Source organism: Roseovarius sp. THAF8, from assembly GCF_009363735.1.
Classification (GTDB): domain Bacteria; phylum Pseudomonadota; class Alphaproteobacteria; order Rhodobacterales; family Rhodobacteraceae; genus Roseovarius.
In genome coordinates, this window is sequence record NZ_CP045410.1 from 3,348,465 (window position 1) to 3,367,120 (window position 18,656).

Below are 18,656 nucleotides of genomic sequence, written 5' to 3' on the forward strand. Positions count from 1 at the left end.
AGGCGACACATGCAGCATCAGACATCCACGTGGCAGAGCCCGCTGGCTCATCTTGTACGGCACCGCCCCGACGTGCCGGTTCTTTATTTCAGTCCCGAGGTTCTTCAGGCGACGGCGCGCCGGTTCCTGGACGGGTTCGACGGGCTGGTGACCTATGCGGTCAAGGCCAATCCGGGCGACGAGGTGCTGGCCAACCTGGCCGCGGCGGGCCTCACGGCGTTCGACGTGGCGAGCCCGGCGGAAATGCGGGCGGTGCGGGTCGCCGCGCCCGGCGCGGTGCTGCATTACAACAACCCCGTGCGCTCGGTCGCGGAGGTCGACACCGCCGCGGCGATGGGCGTCGCCTCGTGTTCGGTCGATTGCATGTCGGAGCTGGAAAAGCTGGCCGGCCTGCCGCGCGACCTGGAGGTGACGGTGCGGCTCGCGCTGCCGGTGCGCGGCGCGGCCTATGATTTCGGGGCCAAGTTCGGGGCCGCGCCGGAAGCGGCGGCGGCGCTGTTGCGGCGGGTCGCAGAGATGGGGTTTGGTCCCGGCATCTGCTTTCATCCCGGCACGCAATGCGCCGACCCGGCGGCCTGGGGGGCGTATGTGAGGGCCAGTGCCGAGGTGGCGCGGATGGCGGGGGTGACCCTGGAGCGGCTGAACGTGGGCGGCGGGTTCGCGGCGCACCGCTCGGGGGCGGCGCCGGACCTGGAGGCGATTTTCGACCACGTGGCGGAGGTGGCGCGCGCGGCGTTCGACGTGCCGCCCGCGCTGGTCTGCGAGCCGGGGCGGGCGATGGTGGCCGAGGCGTTCACGCTGGCCGCGCGCGTCAAGGCGGTGCGCCCGGACGGGAGCCTTTTCCTCAACGACGGGATCTACGGCGCGCTGGCCGAGGCCCGGGATATCGACGCGCTGACGCGGGTGCGGCTGGTCCGGCCCGACGGGCAGCCGCGCGGCGGTGCGCCGGTGGCGCGCGTGGTCTTCGGGCCGACCTGCGACAGCCTGGACCGGCTGCCCGACCCGCTGGCGCTGCCCGAGGATGTGGCCGAGGGCGATTACGTGCTGTTCGAGGGGATGGGCGCCTATTCGCGGGCGCTGGCGACGCGGTTCAACGGCTATGGACCGGACGGGCCGATCATGGTGACGCGGCTGTCCTGACCGGGGCGGGTGCGGAAAGCCGAGGGCCGCGCGCACATTTGTCGGGCTGAAACGCGGCGGCGGAGCGTCGGGCCCGTGCATCGGCGCCGGGCCTCTTTGCGGTCCGCGAGAGGGCGGGGCGGTGCCGGGGCAGGTTTCACCGCGACGACCGGCGTCGTCGCGGAGCGGGCGCGGGCTGGCCCAGGCCACAAGATCCCCACTGCGGGGCGCGTCACGGCGGTGCCGGAAAGGAAACAGGGTGCCGGCAAAAGCGCGGGAGCGGTGCGCAGGGTCCTTTACCCCGGGCCGGGTTTGGGGGATGCTGGTCTGCGATGAGCTGGACGAAACGCATTGGCCGGGCCGTCCGGCGGCTGGTTGGCCTGACCCGTGGCGAACGGGTGCGGACCAGGCATGTCGCGCGGGGCGCGGTGAGCCATGTCATCATCCTGGACGGCACGATGTCGTCGCTCGATCCGGGCTATGAGAGCAATGCGGGCCTGACCTTCAAGCTGCTGAACGAGACGGTGGGCGTGGGCATGTCCCTCTACTACGAGCCCGGGGTGCAGTGGCCGGACTGGCGGCGCACCGGCGACGTGATGCTGGGGCGCGGGATCAACCGGCAGATCCGGCGGGCCTATGGCTATCTTGCGTCCCGCTATCGGCCCGGCGACAGGATCTTCTTGTTCGGGTTCTCGCGCGGGGCCTATGCGGTGCGGTCGCTGGCCGGGGTGATCGACCGGGTCGGGCTGTTGCGGGCGGAAAATGCGACCGAGCGGCAGGTGAAGACCGCCTATCGCCATTACCGCGACGAGGCGGCGGGGTCCGCCGCGGCGGAATTCACCCGCGCGCTGTGCCACGAAAGCTCTCCGATCGAGATGGTGGGCGTCTGGGACACGGTGAAGGCACTGGACTGGTCCGGCCCGCTGATCTGGCGATTGCTGACGCCGAAGAACGCGTTTCACAGTCACGCGCTGGGGCCGCATATCCGGCATGGTTATCACGCGCTGGCGCTGGACGAGACGCGGCGGGTCTATACCCCGGTGATGTGGGAAACCGGGCCGGGCAGTACTGCGGGCGAGGGCCGGGTGGAGCAGGTGTGGTTCCGGGGCACCCATGGCGACGTGGGCGGGCAGCTGGACGGGTTCGAAGCGGCGCGGCCCCTGTCCAACATCCCGCTGGTCTGGATGCTGGAGCGGGCCGAGGCGCATGGGCTGAGCCTGCCCGAAGGCTGGCGTGCGCGGTATCCGACGGACCCCGACGCGCCGTCGATCGGCAAGTGGCGCGGCTGGGGCAAGATCTTCTTGTTCCGCAAGGCAAGGGTGGTGGGGCGGGACCCGTCCGAGCGGCTGCACGAGAGCGTGCAGGGCCGCGGCGCACCGTATGCGACCGATGCGCAGGCGGTGATGTAGGCGCGGGCAAAACTTTCGCGAAAAGTTTTGCCAAATCTTTTGTCGAAAAGATTTGGCGCGGGTGGTCAGGCGGCGTCCATGATCAGGCAGGTGGTGCTGCCGGTGGCGTAGAGCTTGCCGTCTTCCTTGCCGCGCAGCTCGCCCACCGCGGTGGCGGTGCGGCGGCCGCCATGCTGGGTGGTGCCGGTGGCCACCGCCGCCATGCCCAGGGGAAGGGCGCGGGTGATGTTCACCTTGTATTCGAGCGTCGTGTAGACTTGGCCCTTGTCCAGCAGGGTCATCACCGCGCAGGCCATGCAGGAGTCGAGGATCGCCCCGTACCAGCCGCCATGGACCCCGCGCATCGGGTTGAGCGCGCCGAAGCCGGGCGTGCCTTCGAACACCACCCGGCCGGGATCGGCGGAGAGCGCGGTGAAGCCGAGCGTGGCGCCGATGGGCGGGGCGGTCAGGCGGCCCGCGATCATGTCGCGCATGAAGTCGAGGCCGGAGCGCGACAGGAGCGCGTCCATGTCGGGCATCTGGTCCAGCGATGTGGCGGTGAAGGGGCGGGCCGTGTCGGTCATGGCGGCACGCTAGTTCGGGCCGGGGAGGGTGGCAAGCCCGCCCCGACGGCGGGGCATGAAAGCATCACGGCTTTCGCGGGTCGTGGCGGTGATGGAGGGGCTGCATTTTGAGGCGCGGAAGGTTTGCGATTCCTGTCGTGGAGCCTGGCAAAGACCGCCTGTACGGACTTTACTGCCATTCACGACAGAGGCGATCGTCAGCCCCTGAGATGGCGATCCGACGGCAATCATGAAGCACTTTATGCCTGCCAAACACATCCTCGGCCCGCCCAGCCTCGCCAAATCGCCAGCCCAAGGGAGCGGCCGACGATGGCCGGGCCGCTTCGCGGCTGTTAACCGGCCGGGGGCTCGATGCCAGTGTCTCTCACGGGCTCGATCCCGGCATGTGTTGCGGGCGGCACGAATGTCGGCTTTGTGGTCGAGACGGAGGGTGGGTTTGTAGGGGCCGCGCATCGACGGGCCGCGGCGCGGCGATCCAACGATGGTTCTACAGCACTTTATCCCCGCCAACTCTGCAAAACCTCCGAGCGGCACACCCGGCCTCACCAAATCGCCGGGCCGTCGCACCAAAGGTGCGCCAACTATAGTCGGCACGCCTCTGGCGTGACGGGGCGGCCCGGCGATGCGCGGCGGTGCAGCAAGCTGCACCTATATTCCGCGCGGGCGTTCGCGTTGGACGTTCACATTGCGGACATAGAAGGCCTATGACCTACACCCGGCGCGGAAACAGGCCGCAGGCCCCGCGCCATCGCCGGGCCGCCCCCACGGCCAGGCGATTGGGTGACGTTCGGTGGATCGCTCAATCCTGCTTCGGATCTGGCCTGGATAAAGTGCTGCGAACTGCCGTCGGATCGCCGCGCCGCGGCCCGTCGATGGCGCTTGAGGATATAGATCACGCGTCTCCGCAAAGGATTCAACCCTGACGGTCGAGCACTGGTCAAGCACGCGCCGCATTACCTGCGCGCCTGACAGGTGTGCACGAAAAAGCCCCGCCTTCGGGGAAGGCAGGGCCAGGCGTTGCGACAGCCCCGGGGAGGGGAGTGTCACAGGGATCAAAGGTGCGTCAGGCGACGTCGCGCAGTTCGACCTTGGGCGTGACCCCGAGGGCGTGGCAGACGTCGCGCGTCAGCTCGGGGCGGTTGAGCGTGTAGAAATGCAGGTGCTCGGCGCCGCCCTCGATCAGCTCGCTGCAGAGTTCTGTGGCCAGGGCCGTGGCCAGCAGCGTCTCGCGGTCGTCGCGGGCGGCCTTGGTGAAGGCCTCGTCCAGCCAGGCGGGAATTTTCGTGCCGCAGGCGGCGGCGAAGCGCTTGGTGCCGCCCCAGTTCTCGATCGGCAGGATGCCGGGAATGATCGGCGCGTCGATGCCCGCATCGGCACAGGCGTCGCGGAAGCGGAAGAACGCCTCGGTGTCGAAGAAGAACTGGGTGATCGCCTCGGCCGCGCCGGCGTCGATCTTGCGCTTGAGGTAGTCGATATTGGCCTGGGCATCCGCCGCCTCGGGGTGCACTTCCGGGTAGGCGCCGACGCGGATCTTGAAGCGGTTCATGTCGGCCAGCGCCGAGATGAGCTCGCAGCTGTCGGCAAAGCCCTCGGGGTGGGGCGTGAAGCCGTCCGAGTCCTTGGGCGGGTCGCCGCGCAGGGCGACGATCTCGTTCACGCCGGCATCGGCGAAGTCCTGGGCGATGGCCAGCGTTTCCTCGCGGGTGGCCTCGACGCAGGTGAGGTGGGCGGCGACGTTGAGGCCGCTGGACTTGTGCAGCGTGGCGACGGCATCGCGGGTGAGTTCACGGGTGGTGCCGCCGGCGCCGTAGGTGACCGACACGAAGCTGGGGTCCAGCGGCGCGAGCGTCTGGACGGTGTCCCAGAGGCGGAACGACGCCTCCAGCGATTTGGGCGGGAAGAACTCGAAGGAAACGGTAGGGGTGCTCATGACGGGTATCCTGCAATGGGGTGTTGAGTCTCTTGTCGCAGGCGCGCGTATGTGAGACAACTTCATAAAATTCATGGTTTGAATGAGGCGGGCTAATATTCATGCATATCGACTTTCGCCATCTGAGGACGATCCGGGCCATTCACCAGGCCGGGGGGCTGGCCCGTGCGGCGGATCTTCTGCACATCACGCAGTCTGCTTTGTCCCACCAGATCAAAGGGTTGGAGGATCAGGCGGGGGTGGAACTGTTCGTGCGGCGCTCGAAGCCGCTGAAGCTGTCGGCGGCGGGTCTGCGGCTGCTGCGCGTGGCGGAAAAAGTGCTGCCCGAGGTCGAGGCGCTGGAGGCGGAATTCAGCGGATTGCGGCAGGGAAGCGCCGGGCGGATGCATATCGCCATCGAGTGCCACGCCTGTTTCGAGTGGCTGTTCCCGGTGCTGGAGCGATTCCGCCAAACCTGGGCGGAGGTGGATATCGACATAAGGCCTGGCCTTGCCTTCGATGCGCTGCCGGCGTTGCAGAAGGAGGAGGTGGACCTGGTGGTGTCGTCGGACCCCGAGGACCTCGATGGCGTGATCTTTCAGCCGCTCTTCGATTACGAGCCGCTCTTCGTGGCCTCCAGCCAGCATGTGCTGGCGGGCAAGGATTTCGTCGAGGCGGACGATTTCCGAGACGAGACATTGATCACCTACCCGGTGGACCGCTCGCGGCTGGATATCTTCACCGAGCTTCTGACGCCCGCCAAGGTGGAGCCGCGCGCGGTGCGGCAGATCGAGCTGACGGCGGTGATCCTGCTGCTGGTGGCGTCGAATCGCGGCGTTGCGGTGCTGCCCGATTGGGTGTTGCGCGAGCAGCGGACCAGCACGGAATACATCACCCGGCCAGTCACGAAGGGCGGGCTGACAAAGCGGCTGTACGCGGCGATCCGTGAGGACGAGGCGGACAAACCCTACATGGCGCATCTTCTTCGGCTGGCGCGGGAAATTCCGCTGCGGATGCAACGGCCGGTGGAGCGAGAAGCGGTCTGAGTGGCGCCTGGCCGGTCGGGCCGTTAGGGTGCCGGTGAAACCTGTCATGGAAAGCGAAAACGATGAAGATTGCGACTGCGGCCTACCCGCTGGACGAGTTCGACAGCTGGGACGCCTATGCCGAGAAGATCGAGGCCTGGGTGGCCGAGGCCGCTGGGCGGGGGGCCGATCTGCTGGTCTTTCCCGAATATGCGGCGATGGAACTGGCGCCGCTGGCGGGGCGGGCGGTATCGGCGGAGCTGGAGCCGTCCTTGCGGGCGGTGTCGGAGCGGATGCCCGAGGCGGACGCGCTGCATTCCACTCTGGCGGGCAAATATGGCGTGCATATTCTGGGCGGCTCGGCGCCGGTCTATGACGATGCGATTGGCCCGCGTCCGGTGAACCGGGCGGCGTTCTTCGGCCCCGGCGGGGGCAAGGGCGTGGTGGACAAGCAGATCATGACCCGCTGGGAGCGGGAGCCTATGGCGTGCGTGGGCGGCGGGCCTTTGAAGGTGTTCGATACCGCGCTGGGGCGGGTTGGCGTACTGATCTGTTATGACAGTGAATTTCCGCTTCTGGGACGCGCGATGCAGGATGTGGACATCCTGCTGGTGCCGTCCTGCACCGAGACGCTGGCCGGGTACTGGCGGGTGCGGATCGGGGCCATGGCCCGCGCGCTGGAGCAGCAATGCGTCAGCGCCATGTCGTCGCTGGTGGGGCCTGCAGACTGGTGCGAGGTCTGTGATGTGAACACCGGCGCGGGCGGCGTTTTTGGCCCGCCGGACATTGGCTTTCCGCCCACGGGCGTGCTGGCCGCAGGTGAACTGGATGCGCCAGGTTGGACCTATGCCGAGGCCGATTTGAAGAAAATCGCTCAGGTGCGGGCCGATGGCGGGGTGCTGAACCGCACCCACTGGGCCGAGCAGGCGGGACGCGACGGCGCCCCCACAGTTGAACGGCTGCAATGATATTTGACTTGAAAACCTTGGGGAATGGGGCCATTTAAACGCCTGTCCTGCGACCGGCAGGGCGGAAATCAAGGAGAGACCATGGCCAAGGAAGATACGCTCGAATTTCCAGGTGTCGTGAAGGAACTCCTGCCGAATGCGACATTTCGGGTCGAGCTAGAGAACGGCCATGAGATCATCGCCCACACGGCAGGCAAGATGCGCAAGAACCGCATCCGCGTTCTGGCAGGCGACAAGGTACAGGTGGAAATGACACCTTACGATCTGACCAAGGGTCGAATCAATTATCGATTTAAGTGAGGCGAAACAGGGGTTTGCCTGGTGCGCGGAAGCGTTTCACCTGAGGTGAAATGCGTGCGCACCCCGTCGATCATCTGGGGGCAACATGACGACAGCGCAGAGCCCCAAGTTGATCCTGGGCTCCGGCAGCCCGCGACGCCGGGATCTGCTTGCGCAGATCGGCGTCGTGGCCGATGACGTGCGCCCGCCGGATATCGACGAGACCCCCGAAAAGGCCGAGCTGCCGCGCCCCTATTGCGTGCGCATGGCGCGGGAAAAGGCGCTGGCCGTCGAGGCCGGGGGGGACGATATCGTGCTCTCTGCCGATACGACCGTGGCGCTGGGCCGGCGCATCCTGGGCAAGCCCGAGGATGCAGGGGAGGCCGAGGATTTCCTGCGCAAGATGTCGGGGCGGCGGCACAAGGTGATCACGGCGGTGGCTGTGCGCCGCGGTGACCGCCTTTGGGAGCGCGACGTGGTCAGTGCCGTGAAGATGAAGCGGCTGGATGATGACGAGATCGCGTTCTACCTGGGATCCGGCGATTGGCGGGGCAAGGCCGGGGGCTACGGCATCCAGGGGCCAGCGGGGGCGTTCATTCCGTGGATACAAGGCTCGTTCACGGCCATCGTGGGCTTGCCGCTGAAGGAGACGGCGGGGCTGCTTTTGGCCGCCGGATACCCTGTGTGGAAGGGAAAGACATGAAGGGACGCGTGGTGGCGCTGGGCCAGCTTGGCGATTTCGAGGCGGCGGCGCTGATGGAGGATGGTGTGCTGTCCGATCTGCTGGTGGATACCGACCAGCCGCGCCCCGGCACGATCTATCGCGCCGTGATCGAGCGGCCGGTGAAGGGGCAGGGCGGGCTGTTCGTGAAGACGCCCGACGGCAACGGATTTCTGCGCCAGGTCAAGGGGATGAGTGCCGGGGGCACGGTTCTGGTGCAGGTCACGGGCTATGCCGAACCGGGCAAGGCGATCCCGGTGACGGCGAAGGTGCTGTTCAAGAGCCGCTACGCGATCGTCACGCCCGGTGCGCCGGGGATCAACGTGTCGCGGGCCATTCATGATGACGACCTGAATGATCGCCTGATGCTGATCGGCAAGGAGGTGATGGCGGGCGATGACAACGGGTTGATCCTGCGCTCGGCCTGCGAAGGCGCGGAGGAGGAGGCCGTGGCCGAGGACGTGGCGCGCATGGCGGAGCTGGCCCGCGCGGTCATTGCCGATGCGAGCGGCAAGCCCGAAAAGCTGGTCGAGGGGCCGGGGCCGCACGAACTCGCGTGGCGCGACTGGCCGGAGCCCGAGATCTGGGACGAGGACGCGCAGGCGTTCGAGCACCACGGCGTGCTGGATGCGGTCGAAGCGCTGGCCAGTCCCCGCGAGGATTTGCCGGGCGGGGCAAGCATCTATGTCGAGCCGACGCGGGCGCTGGTGGCGGTGGATGTGAACGCCGGCGGCGACACCTCTCCGGCGGCTGCGGTGAAGGCCAACATGGCCGCCGCGCGCGTCTTGCCGCGGGCCTTGCGGCTGCGGGGGCTGGGCGGGCAGGTGGTGCTGGACCTCGCACCCATGCCCAAAAAGGACCGCAAGACCTTCGAGGCCGCCCTGCGCGCCGCGTTCCGCCGCGACACGGTAGAGACGGCCCTTGTCGGCTGGACGCCCCTTGGGCACTATGAGTTGCAGAGAAAGCGAGACAGGCTGCCGCTGCCGAAAGCGGTTCGCCATTGACCTGAGACATCAGCTTATGACGAAGCGCGTGCAACGATTGAATGTCGTGCTGCGTTTCGCGATAAGCTGCTAGGCAGGTTAATCGCGAAACGCTTTAAAGGTTTGATATGAGTTGCCCGATTTGCGGCGAAGACACGGTGAAGAAATACCGTCCCTTCTGTTCCGAACGCTGTGCCAACCGCGACCTTGGCGCGTGGCTGCGCGGGGATTATGCCATTCCATCCAGCCGGTTGGACGATGCCGAGGAGGTCGCCGAGGCGATGGACGAGGCGCAGAACGCGGCCCCGGGAAAACCCCACTGAAAAGTGGCAAAAACCCACTGGACAGTGGCGTGGCCCTCGCCTAGAAAGCCGGAACCCGAACGGCGCGCCCGTTCACCCGTGCCCGGGTAGCTCAGGGGTAGAGCAGTGGATTGAAAATCCTCGTGTCGGTGGTTCGATTCCGCCCCCGGGCACCACTTCAAAATCCGAGATAGTCCAGAGAAGCTCTGGTGGCCGCTTGAATCAATCGTTTCTGCCATTTCTTGTCCGGCGTGGTCCGCGCGCGCCATCCGAGTTCAGCTTGCACTCATGGCGTGCGAGACCGAGACCGACGAGGATATCTGGGACATCGCGGGCGTGACGGCGTTCTTCGGCCTGTCGAACCGGATGGCGAATTTTACGTCGATGCGACCGAATACGGAATTCTACACGATGGGACGATAGGCGCGCGAGCCCGCGCCGTGTGAGGTGGTGCGGGCTTTACGCCGCGGTCCCAGGCGCGTCTTTGGTGCACCGGGCCGGCGCCGATCCTTCGGCGCCGGGTTTTCGACCGGGGTGGCGTTTCGGGAACGGGACCCGGCGCGTGCATCGCTGCACGCGTGCAGAAAGGCCGCAGCGCGGGCTCGATTGAGCCCGCTCGGGTCAGGTCAGACCACTTTGACCTCGAAGTCCTGCAGGCCCTCGACCTTGGCAAGCATGGTGTCGCCTTTCTGGATTGCCCCGACGCCTGCTGGCGTTCCCGAAAGGATGACGTCGCCGGCGGCGAGTTCGAAATATTCCGACAGGTAGCTGATCATTTCCGGGACCTTCCAGATCATCTGGTTCAGGTCGCCGTCCTGCCTGGGCTCGCCGTTGACGTGCAATTCGATCCGGCCTTCGTCGAGCGGGCCGCTTTCCTCGATCGGCACCAGCGGAGAAATCGGCGCGGAACGCTCGAACGCCTTGCCGATCTCCCAGGGGCGGCCCATTTTCTTCATTTCGCCCTGCAGGTCGCGGCGCGTCATGTCGAGGCTGATCGCGTAGCCCCACACATGCGACATCGCATCGCCAAGCGGAATGTTCGCGCCGCCGGATTTCAGCGCAACGGCAAGCTCGACCTCGTAGTGAACGTCGGAGCTGTGGGCCGGGTAGGGAAACTCGCCCGACGCATCGAGATTGTCGGGGTTCTTCTGGAAGAAGAACGGCGGTTCGCGGTCCGGGTCATGGCCCATCTCGATGGCGTGGGCGGCATAATTGCGACCGATGCAATAGACGCGGCGCACGGGGAATCGCGCGCCGGAGGCGGTGGGAACACTGATAACTTCGGGCGGGGAGATAGCAAAGTCAGCCATGGCAACCTTTCAGATTAATTTGACATAGAGCCATAGAAATAACTTCTGAAAAGATCAATTTAAAAATGATCTGGGCAATAATTTTATAAATCAGTTGATTTTTGGAATTCAAGGTGGCAACCATTGCGACCAATTGCAGGATTGATCTGATATATCGAAAATTGATCGGGATGGGCGTGGACGAGACTACTCAAATCCGGACGGCTGACAACGAGGCGGCGGCAACCCGGCTGCGCGCCTTCATCGAGGAGCGCAATTTCGGTCCGGGCGACCGTCTTCCGTCCGAGCGGGCGCTGCTGCACGAGCTGGGCCTGAACCGCGCGGCGCTGCGCAATGCGCTTCAGGACCTGGAAGACGAGGGAAAGATCTGGCGGCACGTCGGCAAGGGCACCTTCATGTCCGACCCCGACAGCGCGGAAGAGCAGGCGGACACCACGCTGGCCCTGTCGCGGCGCACCACGCCGGTCAAGATGATGGCCGCACGTCTGGCAATCGAGCCGTCCATCGCGCGGGAGGCGGCGATGAATGCCTCGGCCGAGGCCCTGGACCGGATCGCCGCAGCGGAGCGCGCGACCCACGCGGCGGGCTACTGGGACGCCTACGAGGCCGCCGACGATGATTTTCACCGTGCGATTTCGGAGGCCACCGACAACATCCCGCTGGTCGCCATCTTCGACAGGCTCAATTCGATACGCCGCTCGGTCACGTGGGGCGCGGTGCAGCGGCAGACGCCGAAGCCGTCGCGCGATCATGGCAGCTTCGACGAGCACAGGCGCATCGCGGAGGCCATCGCCAATCACGACCCCGACGCCGCCCAGGCGCTGATGCGCGCGCATCTCAAGGCGGTATCCGTCCGGTTGTTCGGAGATTTCTGAGTTTCCTGCCGGGCCTGTGGCGATGCCGGGCGGGACGCTGAATACGATCGGTCGTTCGGGCCGATCGGTCAGGCGGCTCGAAGGGGCCGCACAATGGGAGGAGTGAAACACCATGAAGAAATTGCTGGGAGCCGCGCTTGCGGCGATGATTGCGACCGGCGCGGCGGCGCAGGAGGATTATCCGAACCGCGCCATCACCATTCTCGTGCCCTTTGCCCCGGGCGGCGTGGTCGACCTGGCGTCGCGCACGATCGGCGAGGGGCTTTCGCGGCGCCTGGGCCAGGAGGTTATCGTCCATTTTCGGTGCATGTCGGGCAAATTGCCCGAGACATGACGGCCGGTTTGCCCGATCCTTGGAGGCAGCCCGTTCAGGGAGGAAGCGACATGAGCCTGCGATTTCGACTGGTCTTCACGCTTTGGCTGGTGACGGCGCTGGCGGCCGCGATCACGCTTGGCCTGGCGGCGGCGGATGCGTACCGGACCGCCCGGAGCGACACCCAGACGACGCTGACGCGGGCCAGCTATGTGCTGGAGCGGAACTATCACATGGAGCCGCGCGTGGGTGACCCGCTCTATGCCGAGATGACGTCGATCAAGCTTCTGGGCGTGATGGCGCCGGGCACATACATCCGGTTCGACCAGCGGATGATCACCGGATGTGATCGAGGCAATCGCGCAGGACCGGATTGCCGGCACCGGCACGGGCCTGGACGAGCTGAGCACGCGCCAGACGGAAATCCTGCGCCTGCTGGCAAGCGGCTGGCCGGCTGAAGAGATTGCCGACGCGTTGTCGATCAGCGTCAAGACGGTGCGAAACAATCACTACCAGATCAAGGGCGTGCCGGGCCTTGAGACCGACGCGCAGATGGTCTGGTTCGCGCTTGGGGCCGGGCTGGTGGAAACGTCGAGGGCCAGCGACGTGTGACTGTGTGCAAATTGCCGCTCGGTGACGCTGGAGCGACGGTTCCCGAACCCGCTGGTGGCGGAGGTGCTGGGCTAGCCTGGGGTTCAGGTTGGAGGTCGGCCCCCGCGCGGGGCGGGGACCGTTTCGCGATCAGCCGTAGATCAGCCTGGGCAGCCAGGTGATGATCTGCGGGAAGACCATGCAGAGCACCAGCCCGACGATTTGCAGGAACAAAAAGGGCAGGGCGGATTTGAAGATGTCCGACATCGGAATTTCCGGCGGTGCCACCCCGCGCAGGTAGAAGAGCGCGTAGCCGAAGGGCGGCGACAGGAAGCTCATCTGCATGTTCACGAGGTAGAGCACGCCGAACCACAGCACCAGGTCCTCGGGGCTGTCGAGGCCAAAGGCGGCGGCCCCCAGCGCCTTGATGATCGGCACGAAGATCGGCACGCAGAGGAGCAGGATGCCGACCCAGTCGAGGAACATGCCGAGGATTACCAGCAGGATCTGCATAAGGATCAGGATGCCCCAAGGGCCGAGGCCGGTGGCGGCCAGCGCGTCCTGCACGAACTGTTGTCCGCCTTCGAGCACGTAGAGGCCGACGAAGATTGTGGCGCCGAACATGATCCAGATGACCATCGCGCTGGCCTTGAGCGTGGTGGTGCAGGCCTCGCGGATGGTGGGCCAGTCGAGCTTGCGGTGGATGGCCGCCACGATGAAGGCGCCGAAGGTGCCGATGCCCGCGGCCTCGACCGGGGTGGCCACACCGGAAAAGATGATCCCGAGCACCACGATCACCAGGACGATGGGAGCGGCCATCTTGCCGATGAGCTGTACCTTCTCTTTGTTCGAGACGCGCTCTTCGACCGGGATGGCCGGACCCAGGGCCGGGTTGATATAGCTGCGCATGACCACATAGGCGATGTACATGCCCGAGAGCATCAGGCCGGGGATGACCGCGCCGATGAACAGCTCGCCCACCGATTGTTCGGCCACCACGGCGTAGATGATGGCAAGGATCGACGGCGGGATCAGGATGCCCAGCGTGCCGCCGGCCATGATCGAGCCCATGGCGATCTTGGGGTCGTAGTGACGTTTCAGCATTGCCGGCAGGGCGATGATGCCCATGGTGACGACTGCCGCGCCGATCACGCCGACCATGGCGGCGAGGATCGTCGAGGCGATGATCGTGGCCGCAGCCAGTCCGCCCTTCAGCCCGCCCATGACCTTGTAGATCACGTCGAACATGTCGTTGATGATGCCTGCCCTTTCCAGCATGGCAGCCATGAAGATGAAGAGCGGGATCGCCGAAAGCTGGTAGTTGGTCATCAGCGGGAAGATGCGGCTTGGCACGATGTTGAGTGCGCGTTCATCGCCAAGGATGAACAGGAACACGCAGGCCAGACCGCCGGTGACGAAGGCCAGTGGCAGGCCCGCCATGAGCAGCGCCAGAAGGCTGCCGAACATGATGAGCGTGAGCCACGCGATGTCGATTTCAATACCCATGAGCCTCAGTTCCCCCGTGCGATTTCACGGATGTCTTTCGACAGTTTCGAGATGCCTTGCAGGACGAGCAGCAGCCCGCCCATGACCATGACCCATTTCATCGGCCAGAGCGGCACTTCCCATTCGTTGAAGCTGATCTCGCCCCAGCGGATGTTGGGATCGGTCCACTGGTTCAGACCGAAGCCCGAGACCATCTCGCCAAAGGTGATCTGGCCTCGCGCCCAGTCGGACACGACCGCGTTGCCGGACGGCACGGCGATGGCGTCCATGGCGAAGATCCATGAGGTGACCAAGAGCGTGCCGGCGAAGATGAAGAAGAAGATCGAGGTCAGCAGGTCGACCCACGCCTTGTTCTTTTTCCGCATCGGCGCATAGAAGATGTCCACGCGCACGTGGGTTTCGGTCAGCATCGCGTAGGCGCCCGAGATCAGGTATTGCATCCCGAACATCAGGTACATCGCCTCGTGCGCCCAGTTGGTGGGCGAGCCAAAGACGTAGCGGGCCAGCACCTCGTAATAATAGACGAAGACGGCGATCACGGCCCAATAGGCCACGAATTCCCCGCAGAAGAGCGACAGGCGGTCGATCCAGTTCTCGGCATAGTCGCTGTCGTGCTTTGGGTTTTCCTCCGCCTCGTGGGCGGCAAGGGCCTTTTCGGTGTCGGACACCTCCTCGGGCGGAATCTTTTCGTTGGCGCGGCGCACCAGCCTTGGCATCAGCACGAGGTCGATCGCCAGAAGGGCGAGGATGGCGTAGAACGCATAGCCTGCGGCGTTGTCCCACCAGGCGCGGGTGCGGAACGCCTCCACTTGCTGCGGGCGGATCTCTTCCAGCGTGGCCTGCGCCTCTTTAAGCCTTGCGGCACCGCTGTCGAGCGTTTCCTTCGCCCGATTCAGGCGGCGCTCGGCGGCGCGTTGGGTAAAGCTGCCTTCTTCGGCCTCGTCATAGGCGGCCTGAAGGTCGGGCAGGTCGGCGCGGGCCTCTTCGACGCGGCCCTGTTCGCGGTCGATCACCCGCTGGGCGACGCGCAGATCGTTGTCGAAGCCCGACAGGATGGTGCGGGCCTCTTGGGTCTGCGCGTTGGCGTAGAGAATGAACAGGAAGATCGGAATGAAGACCAGGCCCCACAGGCTTTTGAGGTAAAAGCGGTGCAGGCCGAGGATGCCGCCGGTGACGGCGATCATGTAGGCCAGCGGCAGGGTATAGCGTTTCTCTTCGGGCTGTGGTCGGCGCGACAGGATCATCGCGATGATGGGGAAGACGATCAGTCCCACCCAGTACAGCCAATGCGGCAGCGTGAAGCTGAGCCCCGGCATTGCGGTCCTCACTCGTTGAAAGCGTTGAAAAATGCCGCCCGGGGGCGCGGGGCCCTCGGGCGGCGGATCGGTCGGGGGATCAGAGCTTGAGCTCGAGTCCCTCGGTCAGGGCCGGGTCGACATAGCCCAGCGAGCCGGACTGCATGTAATCAAGCTGAATCTTGAAGACGCGCGCGGCCTGCGGGTCGCGGTTGGCGTAGTCGAACCAGATCGGCACGGCGACCTCTGTCATCAGAGCCACGTCGTCTTGTGAAAGGCGGGTGACCTCGGTGCCGTCGGCCTCGAACTTTTCCCAGGCTTCCTGGTCGGCGGCCTGGATCGCGGCGTGGTGCATGTCGGAATAGACGTGGGTTTCCATCTCGACGAATTGCTTCATCTCGGGCGACAGGGCCTCCCACGCGTCCATGCCCACGGTGATGTCCATGGTGTCGACCGGCTGGTACAGCGACATGAAGCCCGGAGGGCCCATGACGATATAGTCGGTGACCTGGCTGAAGCCGAGGGCGTAGTTCACCGCCGGACCCACATAGTCGGCCACGTCGATGGTGCCTTTTTCCAGCGCCGGGAAGATTTCCGAGCCGGGCAGAACGGTGGTTTCGGCGCCGATCTCGTTGAATATCTCGGCCACCATGCCGCCGGGCAGGCGCATCTTGCGGCCCGCGAAGTCGTCAATCGAGCGGATCGGCACCTTGGAGTGGATGATGTTCGGGCCGTGGTGCACGGGGCCGACGAAGTGCAGGCCTTGCGCCGCGTAAAGTTCGCGCGCGATGTCGATGCCGCCCAGGCCGTAATAGAACACGTCGAATTCATGCGGGTTGCGCATCCCCAGCGGAATGGACGTCAGGAACGTCGCGGCCGGGATGATGCCCTGGGCGTAGATGGTGAAGGGGTTCACCGCCTCCAGAACGCCGTTTTTCACGGCGTCGTAAAGCTGGAAGTCGCCGACGACGTCGTTCGCGCCAAAGGGCTGAAACGTCAGCTCGCCGCCGGTCTTTTCGGCGATGGTGCCGCACCAGTCCTTGAAGATTTGCAGACCGGCGCCGCCGGGCCAGCTTGTCTGGATTTTCCAGGTGGTGCCGTTGGCCTGCGCCCCGGCGATATGCGGTGCGGCCAGCGTGGCGGCGCCTGCACCGGCAATGGTGCGCAGCGCATTGCGCCGCGTGGTCAGTTTGTTGGTCATGTGATTCCTCCCAGTTCGTGGGCCGGCCCCATTTTTGCCTAGGGTCCAGCCAGGCCGAGCGTACTGGAAAACCGCCAAATTGGTAAAGTGATTTTTCCAATATGTGGTAAAGTCGAGCCGGTCGCCTGGCGCGGACCTGCGGACCGCGCGGTTTGGCACGGCCTTTTGGAGCCGCGCCTGACGCAGAATTCGCCCGGACTGTCGCGTGACAAGCGGGAAACTCGTGCTGTGTTATTCTGCCCGGTGGCACGCCACGCGGGTCTGGCCCAGCTGGCGCATCTGGGGGCGTTCCTTGCTGCACCTGTCGATGGCGATGGGGCAGCGCGGGTGAAAGGCGCAGCCCGACGGCGGGTTGATCGCGTCGGGGATCTCGCCCTTGGGGGGATCGACCTCGCGCCCGAAGGCATCCATGCGCGGGGCCGCGTCGAACAGCATCTGGGTGTAGGGGTGTTTGGGGTCGGAGAAGAGCGCGTCGCGGGGCGCTTCCTCGACCAGCCGGCCAAGGTAAAGCACGCCGATGCGGTCGGCCATGTGGCGCACGACGGTGAGGTCGTGGCTGATGAAGAGGTAGGTGAGGCCGAACTCCTCGCGCAGGTCGGACATGAGGTTGAGGACCTGGCTTTGCACCGAGACGTCGAGCGCTGAGGTGGGTTCGTCGCAGACGATGATCTTGGGTTCCGAGGCGAGCGCGCGGGCGATGCAGATCCGCTGGCGCTGGCCACCCGAGAATTCGTGCGGGTACTTGGAGGCGTCCGCCGCTGACAGGCCGACCTGTTCCAGCAGGCGTTCGGCCAGCCCCGAGGTGTCGCCGCCCTTGGCCGCGACGGGTTCGGCGATGATGTCGCGCACCCGCCAGCGCGGGTTGAGCGAGGCGTAGGGATCCTGAAAGATCATCTGGATCTCGTCGCGTACCGCCTCGATCTTGGCCGCGTCGGTTTCGGTGGCGAGGTCCGTGCCGTTGATCTCGACGCTGCCCTCGGACGGCGGGGTGAGGCCGACGACGATCTTGCCGATGGTGGACTTGCCAGAGCCGCTTTCGCCGACCAGCGCGTAGACGCTGTTTTCCTCGATATCGAAGGACACGTCCGAGACGGCGGTCAGATAGGCCTTGTTCAACCGTTCGATCACCCGGTTCAGCCAGGGTTTCGAGACGTCGAAGCGGCGGGTGAGGTTGCGGATGGAGATCAGGGCGCTCATGCGACGGTGTCCTCCTTTTGCGTGGTGCCGAGCGGGAACCAGCAGGCCGCGCGACCATCGCAGGCCTGAAGGCTGGGGCCGGGCTCGCGGCGGCACTTGTCCTGCGCGTATTCGCAGCGGGGATGAAAGGCGCAGCCGTCGGGCAGCGCGCCGAGGCGCGGCATGGCGCCGGGGATCTGTTTCAGGCGCTTTTGGCCGACGCTGGCGAGCGGGGTCGAGGCCATGAGTCCCGCGGTATAGGGATGATGGGCGTTGGTGATGACCTCGCGCACGGGACCAAGTTCGGCCAGGCGGCCGGCATACATGACGGCGACGCGGTCGGCGGCCTCGGCGATGACGCCCATGTCGTGGGTGACCAGCATGACGGCCACGCCGCGCTCGCGGCAGAGCCGCTTCAGAAGCGCCACGATCTGGGCTTGGACCGAAACGTCGAGCGCGGTGGTGGGCTCGTCGGCGATGACCAGTTCCGGCTCCGCGCAGAGGGCAAGGGCGATGACCACGCGCTGGCGCATCCCGCCGGAGAACTCGTGCGGGTAGCTGCCGATGCGGGCCGAGGCGGCGGGGATGCCGACCTCGTCCAGCGCCGCGATGGCGCGTTTGCGGGCCTCGTCCTGGCCCACGTTCAGGTGCTCGGTGATGGTCTCGGTCAGCTGGTCGCCGATGGTCAGAAGCGGGTTGAGCGAGGTGAGCGGGTCCTGGAAGATCATGCCCATATGCTTGCCCCGCAGGCGGCGCAGCCTGGCGCGCGGGATGTCGTGGATTGGCTCGCCCTTGAGCAGTACCTCGCCTCCGGTGATGCGGGCGGGCGGGTCCAGCAGGCCGATCACGGCGTTGCCGGTCATGGATTTGCCGGCTCCGGATTCGCCCACCACGCCCAGGATTTCGCCGGCGCGGATGTCATAGCTGACGTGATCCACGGGGCGCAGGATGCCGTGCCGGGTGGGGATTTCCACGGTCAGGTCGCGAACGGAAAGGACGGGTGTGTCGGTCATGCGGTTGCGTCTTTCGTCTGTCTCACGGGCTTGTGTCCACGTTTTTCGGGACAGGAGGGGAGCGTGCTGTATCTTAACGATTGGTCATGCAGCGCCGC

Annotated in this window: 21 protein-coding genes and 1 tRNA gene; 14 read left to right on the plus strand and 8 right to left on the minus strand. The window is 65.8% G+C overall.

The window, feature by feature from the left end; translation table 11 throughout:
- The first annotated feature begins 9 nt into the window (after positions 1–9).
- Positions 10–1,140 carry a type III PLP-dependent enzyme gene (locus FIU85_RS16345; protein WP_152497642.1) on the plus strand — a complete coding sequence of 377 codons (1,131 nt, stop codon included), beginning with the start codon at positions 10–12 and terminating at the stop codon, positions 1,138–1,140.
- A gap of 311 nt (positions 1,141–1,451) precedes the next feature.
- Positions 1,452–2,528 (plus strand): DUF2235 domain-containing protein, encoded by a 1,077-nt coding sequence (locus FIU85_RS16350; protein ID WP_152497643.1) that lies wholly within the window; start codon positions 1,452–1,454, stop codon positions 2,526–2,528.
- Positions 2,529–2,593: 65 nt separating this feature from the next.
- Here the strand turns inward: FIU85_RS16350 and FIU85_RS16355 are convergent, their stop codons facing one another.
- The gene (locus FIU85_RS16355) at positions 2,594–3,091 is read right to left on the minus strand and encodes a PaaI family thioesterase (RefSeq protein ID WP_152497644.1); all 498 of its coding nucleotides are present in this window, start codon (positions 3,089–3,091) and stop codon (positions 2,594–2,596) included.
- Between the two features lie 1,063 nt (positions 3,092–4,154).
- A complete protein-coding gene (gene metF, locus FIU85_RS16360; protein ID WP_152497645.1) occupies positions 4,155–5,021 on the minus strand; it encodes a methylenetetrahydrofolate reductase [NAD(P)H] in 867 nt (288 codons plus the stop codon).
- A gap of 101 nt (positions 5,022–5,122) precedes the next feature.
- On the opposite strand from metF, the gene FIU85_RS16365 reads away from it, so the two are divergent.
- The 8 genes from FIU85_RS16365 (at position 5,123) to FIU85_RS22550 (ending at position 9,701) form a co-directional block, all read left to right on the plus strand.
- Complete coding sequence (locus FIU85_RS16365; RefSeq protein ID WP_152493416.1) at positions 5,123–6,046, plus strand: LysR family transcriptional regulator; 924 nt, start codon at positions 5,123–5,125, stop codon at positions 6,044–6,046.
- 62 nt (positions 6,047–6,108) lie between these two features.
- Positions 6,109–6,993: a carbon-nitrogen hydrolase family protein gene (locus FIU85_RS16370; protein ID WP_152497646.1), complete on the plus strand. Its 885-nt coding sequence runs from the start codon at positions 6,109–6,111 to the stop codon at positions 6,991–6,993.
- Positions 6,994–7,074: 81 nt separating this feature from the next.
- Positions 7,075–7,293 carry a translation initiation factor IF-1 gene (infA, locus tag FIU85_RS16375; protein ID WP_005978431.1) on the plus strand — a complete coding sequence of 73 codons (219 nt, stop codon included), beginning with the start codon at positions 7,075–7,077 and terminating at the stop codon, positions 7,291–7,293.
- 85 nt (positions 7,294–7,378) lie between these two features.
- Positions 7,379–7,975 carry a nucleoside triphosphate pyrophosphatase gene (locus FIU85_RS16380; RefSeq protein ID WP_152497647.1) on the plus strand — a complete coding sequence of 199 codons (597 nt, stop codon included), beginning with the start codon at positions 7,379–7,381 and terminating at the stop codon, positions 7,973–7,975.
- Entirely contained in the window at positions 7,972–8,997 is a 1,026-nt protein-coding gene (locus FIU85_RS16385; RefSeq protein ID WP_152497648.1) for a ribonuclease E/G, read from the plus strand. The genes FIU85_RS16380 and FIU85_RS16385 overlap by 4 nt, the downstream gene beginning before the upstream one ends.
- A gap of 107 nt (positions 8,998–9,104) precedes the next feature.
- Positions 9,105–9,299, plus strand: coding sequence for a DNA gyrase inhibitor YacG (locus tag FIU85_RS16390; protein ID WP_152497649.1), 195 nt, complete (start codon positions 9,105–9,107; stop codon positions 9,297–9,299).
- Between the two features lie 80 nt (positions 9,300–9,379).
- Positions 9,380–9,454 (plus strand) — tRNA-Phe (locus FIU85_RS16395).
- A 112-nt stretch (positions 9,455–9,566) separates the two neighbouring features.
- On the plus strand, positions 9,567–9,701 hold the full coding sequence (locus FIU85_RS22550; protein WP_302848994.1) for a hypothetical protein: 135 nt from the start codon (positions 9,567–9,569) through the stop codon (positions 9,699–9,701).
- A gap of 203 nt (positions 9,702–9,904) precedes the next feature.
- On the opposite strand, the gene FIU85_RS16405 is transcribed toward FIU85_RS22550, so the two are convergent.
- Positions 9,905–10,588: a fumarylacetoacetate hydrolase family protein gene (locus FIU85_RS16405; protein ID WP_152493328.1), complete on the minus strand. Its 684-nt coding sequence runs from the start codon at positions 10,586–10,588 to the stop codon at positions 9,905–9,907.
- Positions 10,589–10,764: 176 nt separating this feature from the next.
- Here FIU85_RS16405 and FIU85_RS16410 point away from each other — a divergent pair, with 176 nt between their 5' ends.
- From FIU85_RS16410 to FIU85_RS16425, 4 genes are all read left to right on the plus strand, one after another.
- Positions 10,765–11,463 carry a FadR/GntR family transcriptional regulator gene (locus FIU85_RS16410; protein WP_254702927.1) on the plus strand — a complete coding sequence of 233 codons (699 nt, stop codon included), beginning with the start codon at positions 10,765–10,767 and terminating at the stop codon, positions 11,461–11,463.
- Between the two features lie 112 nt (positions 11,464–11,575).
- Positions 11,576–11,797, plus strand: coding sequence for a hypothetical protein (locus tag FIU85_RS16415; protein WP_152497651.1), 222 nt, complete (start codon positions 11,576–11,578; stop codon positions 11,795–11,797).
- 50 nt (positions 11,798–11,847) lie between these two features.
- Positions 11,848–12,234: a hypothetical protein gene (locus FIU85_RS16420; RefSeq protein WP_254702928.1), complete on the plus strand. Its 387-nt coding sequence runs from the start codon at positions 11,848–11,850 to the stop codon at positions 12,232–12,234.
- Entirely contained in the window at positions 12,122–12,388 is a 267-nt protein-coding gene (locus FIU85_RS16425) for a helix-turn-helix transcriptional regulator (protein ID WP_152497652.1), read from the plus strand. Before FIU85_RS16420 ends, FIU85_RS16425 begins: the two co-directional genes overlap by 113 nt.
- A gap of 129 nt (positions 12,389–12,517) precedes the next feature.
- Here the strand turns inward: FIU85_RS16425 and FIU85_RS16430 are convergent, their stop codons facing one another.
- From FIU85_RS16430 to FIU85_RS16450, 5 genes are all read right to left on the minus strand, one after another.
- Positions 12,518–13,873, minus strand: coding sequence for a TRAP transporter large permease subunit (locus FIU85_RS16430; RefSeq protein WP_152497653.1), 1,356 nt, complete (start codon positions 13,871–13,873; stop codon positions 12,518–12,520).
- A gap of 5 nt (positions 13,874–13,878) precedes the next feature.
- Entirely contained in the window at positions 13,879–15,189 is a 1,311-nt protein-coding gene (locus tag FIU85_RS16435) for a TRAP transporter small permease subunit (protein WP_152497654.1), read from the minus strand.
- A gap of 79 nt (positions 15,190–15,268) precedes the next feature.
- Entirely contained in the window at positions 15,269–16,369 is a 1,101-nt protein-coding gene (gene dctP, locus FIU85_RS16440; protein ID WP_152493323.1) for a TRAP transporter substrate-binding protein DctP, read from the minus strand.
- Between the two features lie 231 nt (positions 16,370–16,600).
- Positions 16,601–17,566 (minus strand): ABC transporter ATP-binding protein, encoded by a 966-nt coding sequence (locus FIU85_RS16445; RefSeq protein ID WP_152497655.1) that lies wholly within the window; start codon positions 17,564–17,566, stop codon positions 16,601–16,603.
- Positions 17,563–18,558 (minus strand): ABC transporter ATP-binding protein, encoded by a 996-nt coding sequence (locus FIU85_RS16450; protein WP_152497656.1) that lies wholly within the window; start codon positions 18,556–18,558, stop codon positions 17,563–17,565. The genes FIU85_RS16445 and FIU85_RS16450 overlap by 4 nt, the downstream gene beginning before the upstream one ends.
- Between the last annotated feature and the right edge of the window lie 98 nt (positions 18,559–18,656).

Bases quoted from the DNA above. Each gene is read 5' to 3' on its own strand.
- infA (WP_005978431.1), top strand. From the start codon at position 7,075: ATGGCCAAGGAAGATACGCTCGAATTTCCAGGTGTCGTGAAGGAACTC.
- FIU85_RS16420 (WP_254702928.1), top strand. From the start codon at position 11,848: ATGAGCCTGCGATTTCGACTGGTCTTCACGCTTTGGCTGGTGACGGCG.
- FIU85_RS16435 (WP_152497654.1), bottom strand. From the start codon at position 15,189: ATGCCGGGGCTCAGCTTCACGCTGCCGCATTGGCTGTACTGGGTGGGA.
- FIU85_RS16450 (WP_152497656.1), bottom strand. From the start codon at position 18,558: ATGACCGACACACCCGTCCTTTCCGTTCGCGACCTGACCGTGGAAATC.
- FIU85_RS16385 (WP_152497648.1), top strand. From the start codon at position 7,972: ATGAAGGGACGCGTGGTGGCGCTGGGCCAGCTTGGCGATTTCGAGGCG.
- FIU85_RS16415 (WP_152497651.1), top strand. From the start codon at position 11,576: ATGAAGAAATTGCTGGGAGCCGCGCTTGCGGCGATGATTGCGACCGGC.
- FIU85_RS16355 (WP_152497644.1), bottom strand. From the start codon at position 3,091: ATGACCGACACGGCCCGCCCCTTCACCGCCACATCGCTGGACCAGATG.
- FIU85_RS16370 (WP_152497646.1), top strand. From the start codon at position 6,109: ATGAAGATTGCGACTGCGGCCTACCCGCTGGACGAGTTCGACAGCTGG.
- FIU85_RS16430 (WP_152497653.1), bottom strand. From the start codon at position 13,873: ATGGGTATTGAAATCGACATCGCGTGGCTCACGCTCATCATGTTCGGC.
- FIU85_RS16345 (WP_152497642.1), top strand. From the start codon at position 10: ATGCAGCATCAGACATCCACGTGGCAGAGCCCGCTGGCTCATCTTGTA.
- metF (WP_152497645.1), bottom strand. From the start codon at position 5,021: ATGAGCACCCCTACCGTTTCCTTCGAGTTCTTCCCGCCCAAATCGCTG.
- FIU85_RS16445 (WP_152497655.1), bottom strand. From the start codon at position 17,566: ATGAGCGCCCTGATCTCCATCCGCAACCTCACCCGCCGCTTCGACGTC.
- FIU85_RS16365 (WP_152493416.1), top strand. From the start codon at position 5,123: ATGCATATCGACTTTCGCCATCTGAGGACGATCCGGGCCATTCACCAG.
- FIU85_RS16390 (WP_152497649.1), top strand. From the start codon at position 9,105: ATGAGTTGCCCGATTTGCGGCGAAGACACGGTGAAGAAATACCGTCCC.
- FIU85_RS16405 (WP_152493328.1), bottom strand. From the start codon at position 10,588: ATGGCTGACTTTGCTATCTCCCCGCCCGAAGTTATCAGTGTTCCCACC.
- FIU85_RS16380 (WP_152497647.1), top strand. From the start codon at position 7,379: ATGACGACAGCGCAGAGCCCCAAGTTGATCCTGGGCTCCGGCAGCCCG.
- FIU85_RS16350 (WP_152497643.1), top strand. From the start codon at position 1,452: ATGAGCTGGACGAAACGCATTGGCCGGGCCGTCCGGCGGCTGGTTGGC.
- FIU85_RS22550 (WP_302848994.1), top strand. From the start codon at position 9,567: ATGGCGTGCGAGACCGAGACCGACGAGGATATCTGGGACATCGCGGGC.
- dctP (WP_152493323.1), bottom strand. From the start codon at position 16,369: ATGACCAACAAACTGACCACGCGGCGCAATGCGCTGCGCACCATTGCC.